Annotated in this window: 11 protein-coding genes and 1 pseudogene; 7 read left to right on the plus strand and 5 right to left on the minus strand. The window is 55.1% G+C overall.

Annotated elements, in window-relative coordinates:
* The first annotated feature begins 13 nt into the window (after positions 1-13).
* Positions 14-1,804 carry a translational GTPase TypA gene (gene typA, locus JUK32_RS04555; RefSeq protein ID WP_204137670.1) on the plus strand — a complete coding sequence of 597 codons (1,791 nt, stop codon included), beginning with the start codon at positions 14-16 and terminating at the stop codon, positions 1,802-1,804.
* A gap of 196 nt (positions 1,805-2,000) precedes the next feature.
* On the opposite strand, the gene JUK32_RS04560 is transcribed toward typA, so the two are convergent.
* On the minus strand, positions 2,001-2,714 hold the full coding sequence (locus JUK32_RS04560) for a hypothetical protein (RefSeq protein WP_204137671.1): 714 nt from the start codon (positions 2,712-2,714) through the stop codon (positions 2,001-2,003).
* Positions 2,715-3,261: 547 nt separating this feature from the next.
* Between JUK32_RS04560 and JUK32_RS04565 the strand changes: the two genes are divergently transcribed.
* Complete coding sequence (locus JUK32_RS04565) at positions 3,262-4,233, plus strand: hypothetical protein (protein WP_204137672.1); 972 nt, start codon at positions 3,262-3,264, stop codon at positions 4,231-4,233.
* Between the two features lie 380 nt (positions 4,234-4,613).
* On the opposite strand, the gene JUK32_RS04570 is transcribed toward JUK32_RS04565, so the two are convergent.
* From JUK32_RS04570 to recG, 3 genes are all read right to left on the minus strand, one after another.
* On the minus strand, positions 4,614-7,481 hold the full coding sequence (locus JUK32_RS04570; RefSeq protein ID WP_204137673.1) for an EAL domain-containing protein: 2,868 nt from the start codon (positions 7,479-7,481) through the stop codon (positions 4,614-4,616).
* 761 nt (positions 7,482-8,242) lie between these two features.
* Positions 8,243-9,754 carry a C-3',4' desaturase CrtD gene (crtD, locus tag JUK32_RS04575; RefSeq protein ID WP_204137674.1) on the minus strand — a complete coding sequence of 504 codons (1,512 nt, stop codon included), beginning with the start codon at positions 9,752-9,754 and terminating at the stop codon, positions 8,243-8,245.
* A 94-nt stretch (positions 9,755-9,848) separates the two neighbouring features.
* Positions 9,849-12,395: an ATP-dependent DNA helicase RecG gene (recG, locus tag JUK32_RS04580; protein WP_204137675.1), complete on the minus strand. Its 2,547-nt coding sequence runs from the start codon at positions 12,393-12,395 to the stop codon at positions 9,849-9,851.
* Between the two features lie 254 nt (positions 12,396-12,649).
* Between recG and JUK32_RS04585 the strand changes: the two genes are divergently transcribed.
* From JUK32_RS04585 to JUK32_RS04600, 4 genes and pseudogenes are all read left to right on the plus strand, one after another.
* Positions 12,650-12,892: a hypothetical protein gene (locus JUK32_RS04585; protein WP_204137676.1), complete on the plus strand. Its 243-nt coding sequence runs from the start codon at positions 12,650-12,652 to the stop codon at positions 12,890-12,892.
* Between the two features lie 2 nt (positions 12,893-12,894).
* Positions 12,895-13,264 (plus strand): annotated as a pseudogene (locus tag JUK32_RS28650) (HNH endonuclease).
* Positions 13,265-13,315: 51 nt separating this feature from the next.
* Positions 13,316-13,867: a hypothetical protein gene (locus JUK32_RS04595; RefSeq protein ID WP_204137677.1), complete on the plus strand. Its 552-nt coding sequence runs from the start codon at positions 13,316-13,318 to the stop codon at positions 13,865-13,867.
* Positions 13,868-14,084: 217 nt separating this feature from the next.
* On the plus strand, positions 14,085-14,567 hold the full coding sequence (locus JUK32_RS04600; protein WP_204137680.1) for a nucleoside deaminase: 483 nt from the start codon (positions 14,085-14,087) through the stop codon (positions 14,565-14,567).
* 13 nt (positions 14,568-14,580) lie between these two features.
* Here JUK32_RS04600 and JUK32_RS04605 read toward each other — a convergent pair whose 3' ends face one another.
* The gene (locus JUK32_RS04605) at positions 14,581-15,012 is read right to left on the minus strand and encodes a hypothetical protein (RefSeq protein WP_204137678.1); all 432 of its coding nucleotides are present in this window, start codon (positions 15,010-15,012) and stop codon (positions 14,581-14,583) included.
* Between JUK32_RS04605 and JUK32_RS04610 the strand changes: the two genes are divergently transcribed.
* Positions 15,007-16,380 carry an FAD-dependent oxidoreductase gene (locus tag JUK32_RS04610; RefSeq protein ID WP_204137679.1) on the plus strand — a complete coding sequence of 458 codons (1,374 nt, stop codon included), beginning with the start codon at positions 15,007-15,009 and terminating at the stop codon, positions 16,378-16,380. The two genes, JUK32_RS04605 and JUK32_RS04610, sit on opposite strands and share 6 nt — an antisense overlap.
* Positions 16,381-16,574: the final 194 nt, after the last annotated feature.

A 16,574-nucleotide genomic window follows, 5' to 3' on the forward strand; every position in this document is an offset into this window, starting at 1 on the left:
TTTCCCAGAAATCATGACTCTTCCCATTCGCAACGTTGCTATCATCGCCCACGTTGACCACGGCAAAACCACGCTGGTAGACGCCCTACTCAAACAGTCCGGCATTTTCCGTGAGGGAGAAGAGATTCCTGACTGCGTGATGGATTCGAACGATCTAGAGCGGGAGCGGGGGATCACCATCCTCTCCAAAAACACCGCCGTCAGTTACCAAGATACTTTGATCAATATTGTTGACACCCCCGGCCACGCCGACTTTGGCGGCGAAGTCGAGCGCGTGCTGGGCATGGTCGATGGCTGCATCCTGATTGTGGATGCCAACGAAGGGCCGATGCCCCAAACCCGCTTTGTGCTGAAAAAAGCGCTGGAAAAGGGCCTGCGCCCCATTGTCGTCCTGAATAAAATCGACCGTCCTCAAGCAGATCCGCACAATGCCATTAATAAAGTGTTGGATCTCTTTATTGAGCTGGGCGCTGATGACGACCAGTGCGAGTTTCCTTACCTATATGCTTCCGGTCTCAGCGAATTTGCCAAAAAGAAACTCGACGACGACAGCAAAGACATGCAGCCGTTGTTTGAAGCGATTTTGGATCATGTACCGCCGCCAATCGGTGACCCGACCAAACCCTTCCAACTACAAGTCACGACGCTGGACTATTCCGAATATTTGGGCCGGATTGTCATCGGCAAGATTCACAACGGCGTCATTCGGATGGGTCAGCCAGCGGTGCTGATTGACCGCGAAGGCAAGCACAATAGGTCGAAAATCAGCAAGCTGTTAGGCTTCGAAGGCCTGCAGCGCATCGAAATTGAGGAAGCTAGTGCGGGTCAGATTGTGGCGATCGCGGGCTTTGCCGATGCCAACATTGGCGAAACCATTGCCTGCCCCGATGAGCCCGAAGCTTTGCCGTTGATTAGCGTTGATGAGCCGACGCTGAGCATGACCTTTGCGGTTAATGACTCCCCCTTTGCCGGCCAAGAGGGCAAGTTTGTCACCTCCCGACAGTTGCGCGATCGCCTCATGCGAGAACTCGAAACCAACGTCGCATTGCGGGTCGAGCCCACTGATTCCCCCGATCGTTTCTCCGTATCCGGTCGTGGTGAATTGCACTTGGGCATTTTGATTGAAAATATGCGCCGCGAAGGCTATGAGTTCCAAGTCTCGCAGCCGCAGGTCATTTACCGGGAAATGAATGGTCACCCCTGTGAGCCCTACGAGCTCGTCGTGCTGGATGTACCCGAAGATGCTGTCGGTGGCTGTATGGAGCGTCTGGGTCAGCGCCGTGGTGAGATGCAAGATATGCGTGTGACCGGCACCGGGCGATCGACGCTGGAGTTTGTGGTGCCCGCTCGTGGCTTGATTGGCTTTCGGGGCGACTTTATGCGCCTCTCCCGAGGTGAAGGGTTGATGAACCACAGCTTCTTGGAATACCGTCCCATGAGTGGCGAAATCGAAACCCGTCGCAACGGGGTGCTCATTGCTTTTGAAGAGGGCACAGCGACTTTCTATGCGCTGAAAAATGCTGAGGATCGCGGCGTCTTCTTCATTACCCCCGGCACCAAGGTATACAAAGGCATGGTGATTGGGGAAAACAATCGCCCTCAAGATCTGGAGCTGAATGTTTGCAAAACCAAGCAGCTCACCAACCACCGTGCCGCGTCGGGAGACGAACTCGTGCAGCTGCAAACGCCCGTCGAGATGAGTCTGGAACGGGCCTTAGAGTACATCAGCTCCGATGAGATGGTGGAAGTGACTCCAGAATCCATCCGCCTGCGGAAGATGTCGAAAAAACTGGTAAGACGTTAAGTTCGTTGTCAGTCATCAAAAAAACCTGGATACAGGACTGCTGGCGGCCCTCCATCATGCATGGGGGGCCGCTTGTTTTGTGACTGGCTGTGAGTACAGGGCAGCGACAGCGGGAGTTAACCTACTTGTACTCAAATGGCATACCCCATTGCTCAAACTGCACCCGACTCGCGATCAACTCCCGATCGCGGGTGAATTAGCTGGCCGCAGACGCGGCATCGTGGCGAATATCCAGCGCCTTACGGGTAACTTCTAGCGCTTCCGAGGCCCGCTTGAGCTTCGCTTCGAGATATTGCTTTTGGCTGACCAGCTGTCGCAATTTTTGATTGCGAGCGATCGCCTGACTAATCACGCCCAACTGCCCGGGGGGACAAGCTTCGCACTGCATGTGCCCGTCGGCGTCTAGGCGACATAGGCGATACTGACTGCCTTGGGTCGTGGCCTCCGCTTGGGTCTGTTGCGCGAGCTGCTCCACATATGCGGCCACCTGTTCAGAATCACCGTGGCGCAAGATAGTCGCGTGTTCGTCCAGGGCCGTTTGATTGGCCTGGCGATCGGTGGATTCTAACCAGCCGTCGACGATTGGCCCAGACATATACAGCGCTTGAATTTCCAGCAAAATATCGCGTAAAGCTTGATGCCAACCGACGATCGCTCCCTGCACATCGGCCAACAGGTCGAGGGCGAGGGCCGCGTTCGCATCATTGCGGTGGCTGCTAAAGCTGGGGCGTTGGGCACGGGGCAACAGTGGCAGCGCTGTCTGCTCTGCGGGGGCCGATTGTTTCACCGCATAGGACACAGAAGCCGATGAGGTCGCATTAGGCGGTTGGTCGCCTTGGGGCGCTTTTGCCATTGCCGTCGCCGAGGGGATAAAAGCTGGCAAATCGAGGGAGGTTGGTTTTTGGGCCATGGCAATTATCCTGAACTCAGCGTGATTTAACCTTGATTCCACCCGCAGATGTCGCCCTCACCGTCGGCTGATCAACTCGGCCTCAAGGTCGCCCTTAGCTGATTGCATACCCTGGAGCACCCGCGACCCACATCAACAGTGGTGCCAGTCTCGTCAGCCCCCATGCCGCAGATAGCGTCACTGGGCGCGGTGAACGTTAGCGATCGCACCCATAAACAAGTGTCTGTTTGAGGGAGCCCACATCTCTTATAAAAGGATGCAACAAAAACCCTGAAATGCAACAATTTTTTCGGAATTTCTGACCAAGATTACAAATTTCAAACCTATCCACGATGATGTTTAGTAAAAAGACAGTCACCAGGTCTAGCAACATTGACCGATTCACCTGATAGCCTCAAGATCGATCACCGCCACCCGAGAATTGTTGAGATCAGTTGAGGCTAATTTCTAACAACGGGCACAAATTTCCCGGAATATTTTTGCCGCAGTGAGAAGCATAATCCATCGGTAACTCGGCAATATTTAACGACTACGCAAAGGAACTCGCATGAAAGGCATCCCCTTAACCTCGTCGATTGGGCACCCTCACAGTTTGCCAGTATCGGCCTTTGGGACACCGCTATTGGCGGGGGCGATCGCCCTCAGCATGGGTCCCGCCGCGCTGGCGGAACCGCTAGCGACCCTTGAACTGGGAGACATGCCACTGCGGAATCAAGAATTGATCGCTGGCCCAACGCGGGTCGTGATTATTGAGTTTGATCCCCTCAATTTCGACACGGATGAAACGCAATATTTGACCTATGGGGTTTATATCAACGACGATTTTCAAACCCAAGTTCGTCAAGCCGTGGACTTTCGCTTTGCCAACTTTAGTCTGCAAAATCTTGATCCTGACGGCGTGCCAGAAGTTGTGTTTCATCGCTATACGGGCGGGGCTCACTGCTGTAGCATTTACACGATTTACTCCGCCCAGGGCGATCGCTTACATCGCAATCTGACCTATCCGCTGGACGCCGCTGCTGCGGGCGGATTTGAAGATATTGATGGCGACGGCTACAGCGAATTTTTGAGTGCTGATCAGCGATTTTTATACGCCTTCGGCAGCTATGCGAGTTCCTGGCCGCCAAATATTTTTCTCACGTTTCGCCACGGCTCATTGATTGATACCACGCGGCAGTTTCCCGATCGGCTGCGGTCGACCGCTTACACGATGTACGAACACACTCGCGACAATCCTGGCCTGGGGGCCAATAGCATCCTGGCGGGGTATGTGGGGCAAAAGGTGCTTATGGGCGAATACGAGTCCGGTTGGGACTATATGCTGGCCCATTACGACTCCACCGACACCTGGGGCCTAACAGAATACAGTACCGATGGTGAAGAGATGGGCACCTTCGCCGACTATCCCGAGGCACTAGAGTCGTTTTTGCTGGATTTGGGGTATTTGACGGTGAACGGTGACCCCAACCCCAATCTTGATCTCAGTCGGGTGGTGGTAGAGCAAGAGTCGCTGCTATAGCAGTGAGTGGAGCGCTTTATGGCAGTTAACAACCTGAAGACGCTTCGCCGGCAAACAAAGTGATGCTGAGTTCGGGTCAGTTGTGAATGAGCAGAGCCAAATCCTCACATGTTTGGCGTATGGACTCAGATTAAATGCGAACAGTTGGCAAACAAAGCTTTTAACTCCCATTGAGTGCCAGCCCCTTGCTGGACTACTTGTCGGTAAGTAGGCAGGCCCGATCATCCTATCGACGGGTTTCGCCTTCGCTCAACCCTCAATCCCCGATCTGACAAGCCATATAGCTGACTGAGCGGAGTCGAAGTCAGCAACTGGTTGAACATTTAATTAGGCCGAGCTACTTAAATCACCCTGAAGTCATGCTTGGCAACCCCTATTTATCAGTTGTAAGTGGATTGCTCTGACACAAGGGCAGTGGCAGCTTCGGTCGATAGCGGTCGAGACAGCAAATAACCTTGGCCGAATTCACACCCAAGGGCTTCCAGCCAGTTGAGTTGTTGAGGCGTTTCAATGCCTTCCGCGATCGCCGCGATCCCTAACTGGTCACTCAGTGCGACCACCGCTTCCACAATTTTGTAGTTCGTGTTGCCGAGTTGCATATGACTGACAAAAGACTTGTCAATTTTGAGATAGTTGGCTGGCAAGTTGTAGAGATAACTGAGGGAAGAATAACCCGTGCCAAAATCATCGATACTGATACGCACGCCCAATTCCTGTAATTGCAGTAATCGCTCAATAGCCGTTTCAATATCCTCAATGAGCATGCTCTCCGTAATTTCTAGCGTGAGGATATGAGCTGGCAATTGCGCTCGCATCAATATTTGTTGAACAGTTTCCACCAGGGTCATCTGCCGCAAATCGTATCCCGATAGGTTGATGCTCATGCGCAAGTGGTGACAATGAGGCCACTGCGATCGCCATTGCGCCACCTGCCCACAGGCGGTCTGTAACACCCAGCGACTGATGGGCGCGATTAACCCAGTCTCTTCGGCCACGGGGATAAAGTCACTTGGGGAAATGAGCCCCCGAGTCGGATGCCCCCAACGGATCAGGGCCTCAAATCCTGTGATTTGCTGAGTCTTCAGATCGACAATCGGTTGATAGTGAAGAGTAAAAGCTTGCTGATCGACCGCAACGCGTAGGTCATACTCCAGTTGCATACGTTTCATGGCCTGGACGTGCATTTCTACGTCAAAGATTTCGTAACCGCCACGCCTGGCGGCCTTGGCCCGATAAAGCGCAATATCAGCATCTCGGAGCAAGCTTGAGGCTTCGGTGTAGTGACGATCGCCCCAAACCAAGCCAATACTCGTGGTGATGAAAACACTGTGTTCTGACATCGCGATCGGGCGTTCAAAATCGACCAGAATGCGCTCGGCAATCTGGGTCGCGCCCTGTAAGTCGGACAGATGCTCTAACAAAATGACAAATTCGTCTCCTCCGAGCCGAGCCGCGATATCCGCCGGGCGAATGATGTTTTGCAGCTTCTGGGCCACATGGATTAATAACTCATCCCCGACTTGATGCCCCAAGCTATCGTTGATGACTTTGAACTGATCCAAGTCGAGAAACAACACTGCAAATTGATAGGCCGCCGACTGCTGCGCTCGTTTGAGGGCAAGTTCCAGCCGATCATTCAACAACGTACGATTGGGCAAGTCAGTCAGGCTATCGTGCAACGCCTGGTGGATGAGTTGGGCCTCAGCCCGTTTGCGATCGCTGATATCCAAAGCGATCGCCAAGAACGCTGATTGCCTGCCGTAGTGAGTGGCCTGCAGATAGACGTCCACTGGATAGCAACTGCCATCAGCCCGCTGATGCACGGTTTCAAAATGCAGCTTAGAGACCTGGCCTTGCCGTAAGGGAGCGAGCTGCTGTTCAAATTCAACCGCCGATAGTTCCGTCATAATATCGACGGGCGTTTTTTGTTGAAGCTGTTCCAGAGAATAGCCGAGGTTTTCTAATGCGCCCTGGTTAGCATACTCAAACTTGAGCGTGTCACTCCGGAACAGGTAAATTTCATTGAGGCTGGCTTCCAGCACAGCCAGCAGGCGATTGCGCTCTGCCTCTGCCTGCTTACGTTCACTCACGTCCCGACAAATACAGAAATGGACAGTCTCACCATTTAGGACTTCCCGGCTGTAGCTGATTTCCACATCACAGACCGAACCATCTTGACGACGATGCTGCGTTTCAAACCGGGGCGGTAAGAGTACTTCATCCTCGAGGATGGTCTGTAATTCTGCACGGGAAAACTGGGCATCCCAATCCACCACATTCAGGGTGTCAGTTGCCGCCAGGGAATAGCCGAGCATCTGGGCAAAGCTTTGACTGGCTTGCAAGACATTGCCCTGATGGTCCAACAGCACAATGCCGTCAATCGAGACGTTAAACAGGGTTTTACTCAGCAGGAGTTCTTGTTCCAGAGCAAGTTGCACCTGCTTGCGCTGAGTAATGTCTACCCCGGTGCTCATGAAATATTCCCCAAAGGGGACACTGGTCATGTGGAAGAACTGAGCCGTTGGCGGAAAATAGGCCTCCCAGGTGTAGGGTGTGCCTTCTGCAAAAATCTTTTTCACAATCGGCATAAACTGTTCCGTTGCATCATAAGCAAAGATTTCGTTGGTCGTTTTGCCGACAACTTCAGAACGGGTTTTGCCCCAGGCGCTGAGCGCAGCAGGATTGGCCTCTAACAATCGCCAGGTCTTAATCGCACCCTGCTCATCACGCACGAGCTGCCAGAGATGGACCTCGTGCATCATATTCTCGAACAAGTTCCGGTATTGTTCCTCACCTTGTTTAAGGGGGCTAATGTCCATAAAGGTGGTCACAATTTGGCTAAGGTGACCGTTTTCATCAAATTTCGGAATCGCTGCATTAAGAACCCAAACTGGTTCGGCTTTGCGGCCTCGCTGAATGCCAATTACCAGATTATGAACGGGTTTTCTCGTCGCGAGAACCCGCGACGCAGGATATTCCTCAACTGGCAATGGGCAGCCATCCTTACGCAAAAATGTCCAACCAGGATCACTCAACTCCTTGCCAAGCATCTCCTCGTGAGTTAAGCCAAGCAGTATTTGCGCTGTCCTATTGCTTTTGATTATGGTTCCGTCTCTTCCATGAATCACGACCCCAGCCGGTATGCCTTCGATCCATTCGCCCATCAGGCTCTGCTCTCGGAATGTTTGGCTGGCCTCCAGCTCCCGAACTCGCTGCTCCAGCTCTTCATAGGTCAATCTTTTAGGCATCGGACATTTCCCTATTTAGTGAAGTGCGAATTTGAGCCACAGGGGATGAGGTACCCTCGCGCCAGCAAGCAACGCTGCATGACGTAGATTGGATGTGCTAATTCATAAACTGGTTTGTTTGGCATCGCTTTGATGAATGTTTCGTGGAGTCATGCAGCATCACCTGCCTCTACTTGCGTGCGCGCAATCATGTCGGGAGTGTGCCCTGACTTTTTACTGAGTTGGTCATGATTCAGACGTGTGGTGAGAGTCTGGATCTGGGCTGGCGGCATTGTTCAAATCATGCGTGCCGATCATGCCTTTATATCCCTAAGTTAATCATTTAATTCCTTTCTAAAAGGTTTCCAAATGTAATAAGTAAGGCATGAAACTTATTGAAAACCAACATGAAATCCATCCGAATGATCATCACCACCATGGAATACAGCCTCTATTTGGACATGGCAGAAATTTAGTCGATTCAGGATGGAATAGTTACCCAGCGCCGCAAGCACTCCACTCGCAAACGTTCCCGCTCTCTCCATCTTTCTACAAAGCCTGTAGTCTAAGTAGGTGGACAAAATTAAATGCTTGCAATGCTGCTGGTTTCGACTCCGCTCAACCAACCGGAATACTTGGAATCATTGAGGTGTGGGCTGAGCGAAGTCGAAGCCCGGATGAGTCAATAAATATGTCCATGTACTTATTTATACTTAATGCGACTTGGAAGTCCCGTTGGCGAGCGGCTAGGGGGATCGAAACTGATGCCATGCCGTCGCATGCTAGCGAAACCGGGCTTCGATTTGGCGAACGGCGGTTTGGGCAGAATAACTGACCCCAGCGGTGCCCTCACCGGGGTGGGTGCAGTCACCCACCAGCCACAGATTGGGGAAGGGCGTGCGGTTGGCAAAGCCGAAGGGGCCAAAGGTGCTGACGCGCATACCCAAGCCGCCCACCGCACCGCGATCGCGGGCTGTAAAGCGCTCAAAGGTGCGGGGAGTCCCCGCCTCGACATGCACCACATGTTCGGGTCGGAGATCAAAAAATTGCCCGAGTCGTGCGATCGCCGTTTCGGTATAGTGCTGTTTCAGCGCCGCGTAATCCTCAGCTTGGTGCCACTTCGCTAAGTCTGTAAACGACGAGGCAATAATCGTGGCCTGACCCGCCGGTGCGCGGCCATCGCCGGGCCGACTGACCGAGACAAACAGCGAATTGTTTTCGCCAATGGGGCCGTCGTAGTCATACAAAAATTGTAGGTGGGGCGGACAGTCGGCGGGAATCGCAGCCTGGTCAACGCCCATGTAGACGACAAATGCGCCGGACGAATCCTCTAATTTTTGCACCCGCTGACGATAGCCTTGAGGAGCGCGATCGCCCAGCAGTTTCACCAGACTTTGCACCGTCACATTGCCGACCACGATGTCGGCGGGTTCCGTCCAAGTTGCGCCCGTTTTCTGACTGCGCACCGTGACTCCGGTGACCTGATTGCCCTCAGTGTGAATCTGCTCCACGGTATGACGCATCAAGAGTTTGCCGCCATCCCGTTCCAACGCGGCCACGAGGCGATCGCTCAACACCTGCATACTGCCTTCGAGGTGAAACAGACCTTGCGGTGCTTGGGAAACGCTGAGGGCGGTGGCGGCATATAGCAGGGCGGTTTCGTCGGCGCTGACCTGGGAATACAGCTTGAGCTGCATGTCCAAAAAGGTTTTGAGGCGGCGATCGCTCCCCAATCCAAACGCTTTGAGCAATTGCCCGACGGTGGAGAACGTAAATGGCGCAGTGACCAATGTGTCGGGTCGCACGGCTGATACTAATTGCCAGACATCCCACGCATTGCGCGGCGGCAATACCGGCTCCCGACCCTGAAAGCGCCAGCTCGCTTGGAACAGCGTGTTGAGCAACTGCCAGAAGGGCTCACTACCGGGAAACTGCCGCTGCCGCTCGGCTTGCCAAGCCTGGCGATCGCGCCAGACCGAAATCGGCTCAGACTCGCCGGGGAGGTACACCGCACAGGCCGGATCGCAATGGGTGGCGGCGGGTGAGGGAATGCCCAGTTCGGCAAAAATCTCGTGGTGGATGCCGCCCGGCTCTAATCCGGCGACTTGGGTCGCGCCCACATCAAAGGTGAAGCCACGCCGCTGAAAAGTAGACGCACACCCACCGGGGACGATCGCTTGGTCGAATGTCGTAACTTCATAGCCGCGATGGGCCAATAGAGCGGCGGCGGTGAGGCCGCCAATGCCCCCACCAATCACGACGACCCGCTCTTTCTTAGACTGTCCAGCGACCATATTTACATTTCGTTACGTCTTCTCATAGTTTAACCGCTGGCTGTCGCTAAACGCCGATGCCATGCTGTGAGTGTTTGCCGTATGGGGCTCTGTCTTACGTCAAAATGGCCCCGCCCATCAGCTTCTCGTAGCGGCGCTGGAGTTCTTTACGCAAGATTGGCAGGTGGGTCAGTTCGGCATCTTGCTCAATCAGTGACTCGGCGGCCTTGCGGGCGATCGCCAATGCATCCTGATCGGCGACGAGGCTCGCCAGCGCAAAGTCTGGGAGGCCCGACTGGCGGGTACCTAGCACTGCCCCCGGCCCGCGAAAGCGCATGTCCATTTCTGAAATAAAGAAGCCGTCCTGAGACTCTTCCAGCACTTTCAATCGCTGTAGGGCGAGATCATTGCGGGTGCTGCTCATGAGTAGACAAAAAGATTGGGCCGCGCCCCGGCCCACTCGCCCCCGGAGTTGGTGCAGTTGAGAAAGGCCAAAGCGTTCGGCATGTTCGATCAGCATGACGGTGGCGTTGGGCACATCTACCCCGACTTCGACCACCGTGGTGGAAACCAGGACGTGGGTGTGGCCGTCGCGGAACTGGCTGATGGCGTCGTCCTTTTCGGCGGAGGTCATGCGTCCGTGCAGCAGACCGACTTTGAATTCGGCAAAGATCACCTCTTGCAAGCGCTGATGCTCGTCGATCGCCGATCGCAAATCCAGCTTTTCCGACTCTTCCACCAACGGCAGCACAATGTAGACCTGTCGCCCCTGGGCAATTTCGCGGCGAATGAGATCGTAAGCGTGATTGCGATCGCGGCCTCGCAGCAAAGTAGTTTTAATAGCCTTGCGTCCCGGCGGCAGTTCGTCAATCTGACTCACTTCCAGGTCACCGTGCAGGGTCAGCGCCAGCGTCCGGGGAATCGGGGTCGCCGTCAGGGTCAGCACATGGGGATTGTCACCCTTGCGCTGGAGCCGCGCCCGCTGCTGCACCCCAAAGCGATGTTGCTCATCGATCGCCACCAAGCCCAACCGCTGAAACTGGACGGGATCTTCAATGAGCGCGTGGGTGCCCACCAGCAGCGGCAGTTCCCCGGTCAACAGTTCACTGTGAATCTGTTTACGCTTTGCCGTGCGAGTGGAGCCCGTCAGCAACTCCACAGGCAAATTCAGCGCGTTGAACCAGCCCACCAGTTTGCGATAGTGCTGCTCGGCCAATACTTCGGTGGGAGCCATCAGCGCCGCCTGATACCCCGCTTGAATCGCCGACAAGATGGCGACCACGGCCACCACCGTCTTACCGGAACCAACATCCCCCTGCACCAGCCGATTCATCGGCGTCGGCTGTTGAATATCGGTCAAAATTTCGTTAACAACCCGCTGCTGCGCCCCGGTGAAGGCGAACGGCAGGTTGGCATAGAACTGATCAATCAGCACTCCTGTGGGCGGCAAAATCACTGACGTGGCCTCTTTCCGGCGCTCTTGCCGTCGTTGCAAGAGCCCCAATTGCAGATAAAAGAATTCGTCGAACACCAAGCGATGTCGCGCTTCCTGCAAGCCTTCCTCGTCTTTGGGAAAATGGATGTGGGCGATCGCGACGGGCAATGGCACCAGCCCGAATTCCTGACGAATCGCTGCCGGTAGGGGATCGACCAGGTCAATGGCCGCAGGCATGGCGGAGGCGACCGCTCGCCGCACCAACGCCGCGCCCACCCCTTCCGTTAGCGGATACACGGGCACAATGCGCCCTACCGTCAGCGACTCGGGATCGCCATCTGGCCCATCCAGCACCTCCAAATCAGGACTGTCGAGGGTGATGCCGTACTTGTTCTTTTTCACCAGGCCGGAAGCGGCGACGATCGCCCCCGTGGGGTACTTCCGCTTTTGCCCCTGCTGCCAGCCCATATTGCGAAATCGCTTGCCCGGCCAAAACTTGCTGATGCGCAGCTGTCCGGTCGCGTCTTTGAGCACCAACTCTTGAATGGTGAGGTTGGGATTTTTGGGACTGCTGAAGCAGGTCGATCGCGTCACCGTACCAACGAGGGTGACCGTCTCGCCGGGCTGCAAATCGCGAATGGCGACCTGTTGGGCGTAGTTGATGTAGTCGCGGGGATAGTAGTGCAGCAAATCTAGCGCGGTGAAGATGCCGAGTTTCGCTAACCGTTCCGCGTTCTTGGGGCCAACTCCTTTGAGATAGGTGACGGGCTGTTCTAACGGCGGCGTATTGCCTGCAAAGCTGGGAGCATTTTGGGATGAGGCAGCGGGCGATCGCCCTGACTTTTCCTTAGTCCCCCCACTCCCCTGACGCGATGATTTGCCTGGGGCCGGTTTAGCCGCAGATGTTGGAGCTTTGCTGACTGGCGTCGCCTGCTCTAAAGATTTCTGGGTTTCGTAAATGGTCTTCCGGGTTTCGGCAACCAGGTACTGCCGGGCCGCAAAGCTCATCTCGCCGTAGCGACTGTAGTCAGCGGCCAGCGATCGCCACACGCCTTGCTTCTCTGCCGTCAACGGCTCCGGCGGTGCAGATAGCGCGCCCTGCAAAAACTCGCTAAATCGCTGCTGGTGCCCCTCTAAGTCATTGAAGCCGCGATCGGCTTCCACCATCAGCGCCCGCTGCAACCGACTCCAATCCGGTGTCTTATCGTTAATGGGTACTTCACTCATTGGCTAGCAGGCGGGGCAGTGACAACGTCAGCGAATCTCTCAATAACGTTTAGGATTCTAGCCTAAGCGAGATTCACTCAGGCAAGCCCCATCCAGAGGCGTCAACGAGAAAATCTTTGGCCCAGTGGAGAGACCAGGGCGAATCCTCTGCCAAGCTCAAGCGGCCATCGCGGTCAGTCTAAACTGGTCGAGTGAGGCAGAATTAGGATTGAGCTTGAAGCAATTTCTAACGGGGCTTTTTCTTGAGGTCAAAGATGAACGCACAATTGATGATTCAGCCATCTTCCTTCATCGATGCCGGCATTCAAATGCAACCTGTTAGCGGGCTGCATCTCTTCAAATTCAGTGACGACCTACAAGATCGCTTAGAAAACTTGAACGCCCAAAGGCGAGACGCTGAGCTAAGCCCAGCGGAAGAAGCTGAACTGACCGGCATTTTAGAACTAGACCAAATTTTTACGTTGCTCAATGCCAAAATCATCGCTGACTCTGCGTAGGCGTGGCGATTTCCAGAGCGATTCGGCAACAAGTTACAGAACGCGCAAATTGTCGCTGTGAATACTGTCATTCTTCTGAAGAAGTGAGTGCCGCTCGGTTTGAGATTGATCATATTCAGCCGCGATCGCGGGTGGAGCCGATACGTTAGAGAACCTGGCTTTGGCCTGCCAGCGATGTAACAGTTATCGCTACAACTGGGCACAGGGGGGATTAGTCATCCAAGGTCAGACGACTATGGGGCAGGCGACGTGCGATCGCTTAGATTTGAACGACGCGAAGCATACGGGACCATCATTAAGGCTCGTCGTTTTTGGATGCAGGGCGGTTGGCATCCACCAATCGGTGACACCATCAACTCTGATGCTGATTAGTCGAGGGTAGGCTCACGCATGACTCCTTGCGCATGACTCTAGGATTTCTTCATGGCTGCCAATGACATTGCCCACTTGCAAGCGGTTCTGGCCCGCGTCTTTGAGTTCTCCCCCGCCGACCTGGCTGCCAATCGCATGGGCATGATCTCGGACGCACAAAAGGCCCGCATGACCCATACCTACGATGCGAATTGCCGGATGGCTTGGGTGATCTTTGCCCTGATTTTTGGTCTGGGCTTTTTGGGGTTCTCGGCAGACATGATTCGCAATGAGAATCTGGGGGTAGATACTGTGCTCATTTACTTTGGCGTCACGGCTTGTTGGGGACTCATCGTGTGGGCCTTCATTCTTTACCATGGGCATCAACTGCAGCGGACTCTGCGGCAGGGCAATGTGCAGCCCGTAGCCGGACAGATCCAGCTCTGGACAGAGCGGAGTGAGGGTATGCGGAGTCGATATTTCTGCGTCGGCGGTTACAAGTTTAGGATGGATAACTACACAGATTTTTCGGCGCTACAAAAATCTGGCATCGCTGGGCGAGCAGCCATCCTGTACGTTTCGTATCCAAACCGCAGTCTGCTGTCTGTGCTTCTGCAAGCCTGATGGCGATCGCTGCACCCAAACTAAAAGTCAGATCAGTCTGCAGCTGGAGAGAGAAGATCAGGAGTGACGCTGAAGTTGTTCAGCAACGGCGTCACCCTGCGGTACAGCGGACGGTTAGTATGATCTGGCTGAATACGAAGGGGATGACCGCTGCCGATTTGCACAGTCAGGCGGCAGTTACAATCCTATGCTGAACCTGAAATCCGAGGAACCCTTGATGGTGAACGATAAAGATATACAGCACCTACGTCGGTGCATCGAACTGGCCGCTGAGGCGCTCGCACTGGGTGATGAGCCCTTTGGCTCTGTGCTGGTAGCAGCGGACGGGCAAGTGCTGTTTGAAGATCACAACCATGTGGCCTCCGGTGATCAAACCCGCCATCCAGAATTCGAGATTGCCCGGTGGGCGGCAGCAAATATGACCTCGGAGGCCAGAGCCGCCGCCACCGTCTACACATCGGGTGAGCATTGCCCCATGTGTGCCGCTGCCCACGGCTGGGTCGGGCTGGGGCGTATCGTGTATGCGAGCTCCTCCGAGCAATTGGCAACGTGGCTAACCGAACTCGGCGTTCCAGCTCCCCCCGTACGCACTCTATCCATCCGTGAAGTCGTGCCCACCGTGGTAGTTGATGGGCCAGTTCCCAGTCTTGCCGAACAGGTGCACGATTTACATCGTCGTCTCCACAGCCGGGAAATATGAAGCCCGTGGCGGATCAAATCCGACTCATCCAGGAGCGGCGCGAGAGCAGGCAGGACCCGATATTTTTGCGTTGGTCGTCACAAGTTGAGAATTGACCACTATCAGCATTTTGCGGCGCTACAGCAATCAGGGGTCGCGGGGCGGGAAGCCATTTTGTCTGTTTCATTTCCCCGGCATAGCCTGTTGTCTGTAGTTCTGCAAGCTTGATGGCGATCGCGGCATGCAACCAATCGTCAGGTCGGTCGGCGGCTTGGGCCGCTGGTGGTTGACGGTTGGGCGTCAGACGCGGCGCGATCGCCCGTCGGTCATCCATGGCCCGCGATCGTGATTTGATCAGCAATGACACCGCCTCGCTAGCCGTGGCGAGTCTCACCCAGGCCGTAGCCGCTGCCGCTACGCCACACCGGGTTGGGCACACTGGTTGAAATTGAGGTGATTCATGCATCGGCGAAATTTCCTGACGCTATTTGCGTTGACGTTGCTGGGGGCGGTTAATCATGCCTGTGGCAAAGAACGACTCAGCGGCACGGCGGCGGCCAGCAAAGGGCGGATTGTGGTCGTCGGTGCTGGGTTGGCGGGGTTAGCGGCGGCCCAAGAGTTGCAAACGCACGGGTACGACGTGGTGGTAGTCGAAGCCCGCGAACGGATTGGGGGGCGCGTTTGGACGAGTCTCCAGTGGGCCGATGCCCCGTTGGATTTTGGGGCGACCTGGATACATGGCACGCAGGGCAATCCCATTACTGCTTTGGCGGATCAAATCAATGCCCCACGCATCACGACGAGTTACGACCGGGCGATCACTTACAACACCTCAGGGCAGCCCCTCTCCCCAGCGGCAGCTAGCCGCATGGCAGAGTTGAGAGCACAGGTGTTGAGGGCGATCGCGATCGCCCAGGATGCCGAAGTTGACCGCTCAATTCGGGCCGTCATCGAGCCCTTGCTGCAACAATTTGAGTCAGTTTCAGAAGCCCAGCGGTTCATTAATTTCATCCTCAATAGCGAGATCGAGCAGGAATATTCCGGCAGCATCGATCGGCTTTCTGCACATTGGTATGACAGCGACCAAAACTTTGAGGGTGATGAGGCGCTATTCGTGCAAGGCTTTCGAGTCATCCCCGAGTTGCTCGCGCAAGGCTTAAGCATTGAACTGGGTCAGGTTGTACAAGCGATTCAATGGGATCAATCGCCCGTGCGAGTGCTGACTCAGCAGACTGAATTCCTCGCTGACCACGTGGTGGTGACGCTGCCGCTAGGGGTTTTGCAAGCGGGCACGGTACAGTTCACCCCCGACTTGCCGCCCGCCCAGCAGACAGCGATCGCTCAACTCGGCATGGGCGTTTTGAACAAATGCTATCTGCGATTCCCTGAGAGCTTTTGGCCCACGGAGGTAGATTGGTTGGGGTATGTTGCCGCCAATTCTGGTGCGTGGGTCGATTGGGTGAGCTTTGCCCGCGTCGCCAATCAGCCCATTTTGTTGGGGTTTAATGCGGCCAATCGAGGCAGAGACGTGGAAGCCTGGTCGGATCAACACATGGTTGCCGATGCAATGCAAACCTTAAAAACAATCTACGGTGCCAATATCCCCGCACCCACCGACTATCAACTGACCCGGTGGGCCACCGACCCGTTTTCGCTGGGGTCGTACTCCTACAATGCCGTTGGGTCAGCGCCGCAGATGCGCCAACAGCTTGCCGCACCCCTGGGCGAGACGGTGTTTTTTGCCGGTGAGGCCACCAATGAGGACTATTTTGGGACGACTCACGGGGCCTATTTGTCCGGGCTACGGGCGGCCCGTGAAATTATCGAGAGATAGCCTGCGCTGTCCCCACAACTCCGCCGCCTCAAGACGCTGCGTGAACTGCACTGGGTAGGCTAGTGCTCTGTCAGTGCTTGATTTTAGAGTTGGACATACTCGTCAATATCCTTCGATAAGCTCAGGATGAGCGTGAGCCGTACGTTCAGGCTGAGCCTGTCGTTCACGCAGTGGCTCCCTCCAGGAGCAAGCCC

Source organism: Halomicronema sp. CCY15110, assembly GCF_016888165.1.
Lineage (GTDB): Bacteria > Cyanobacteriota > Cyanobacteriia > Phormidesmidales > Phormidesmidaceae > Halomicronema.

Excerpts from the sequence above, each read along its gene's own strand:
- typA (WP_204137670.1), top strand. The coding sequence starts at position 14 with ATGACTCTTCCCATTCGCAACGTTGCTATCATCGCCCACGTTGACCAC.
- JUK32_RS04560 (WP_204137671.1), bottom strand. The coding sequence starts at position 2,714 with ATGGCCCAAAAACCAACCTCCCTCGATTTGCCAGCTTTTATCCCCTCG.
- JUK32_RS04565 (WP_204137672.1), top strand. The coding sequence starts at position 3,262 with ATGAAAGGCATCCCCTTAACCTCGTCGATTGGGCACCCTCACAGTTTG.
- JUK32_RS04570 (WP_204137673.1), bottom strand. The coding sequence starts at position 7,481 with ATGCCTAAAAGATTGACCTATGAAGAGCTGGAGCAGCGAGTTCGGGAG.
- crtD (WP_204137674.1), bottom strand. The coding sequence starts at position 9,754 with ATGGTCGCTGGACAGTCTAAGAAAGAGCGGGTCGTCGTGATTGGTGGG.
- recG (WP_204137675.1), bottom strand. The coding sequence starts at position 12,395 with ATGAGTGAAGTACCCATTAACGATAAGACACCGGATTGGAGTCGGTTG.
- JUK32_RS04585 (WP_204137676.1), top strand. The coding sequence starts at position 12,650 with ATGAACGCACAATTGATGATTCAGCCATCTTCCTTCATCGATGCCGGC.
- JUK32_RS04595 (WP_204137677.1), top strand. The coding sequence starts at position 13,316 with ATGGCTGCCAATGACATTGCCCACTTGCAAGCGGTTCTGGCCCGCGTC.
- JUK32_RS04600 (WP_204137680.1), top strand. The coding sequence starts at position 14,085 with ATGGTGAACGATAAAGATATACAGCACCTACGTCGGTGCATCGAACTG.
- JUK32_RS04610 (WP_204137679.1), top strand. The coding sequence starts at position 15,007 with ATGCATCGGCGAAATTTCCTGACGCTATTTGCGTTGACGTTGCTGGGG.
- JUK32_RS04605 (WP_204137678.1), bottom strand. The coding sequence starts at position 15,012 with ATGCATGAATCACCTCAATTTCAACCAGTGTGCCCAACCCGGTGTGGC.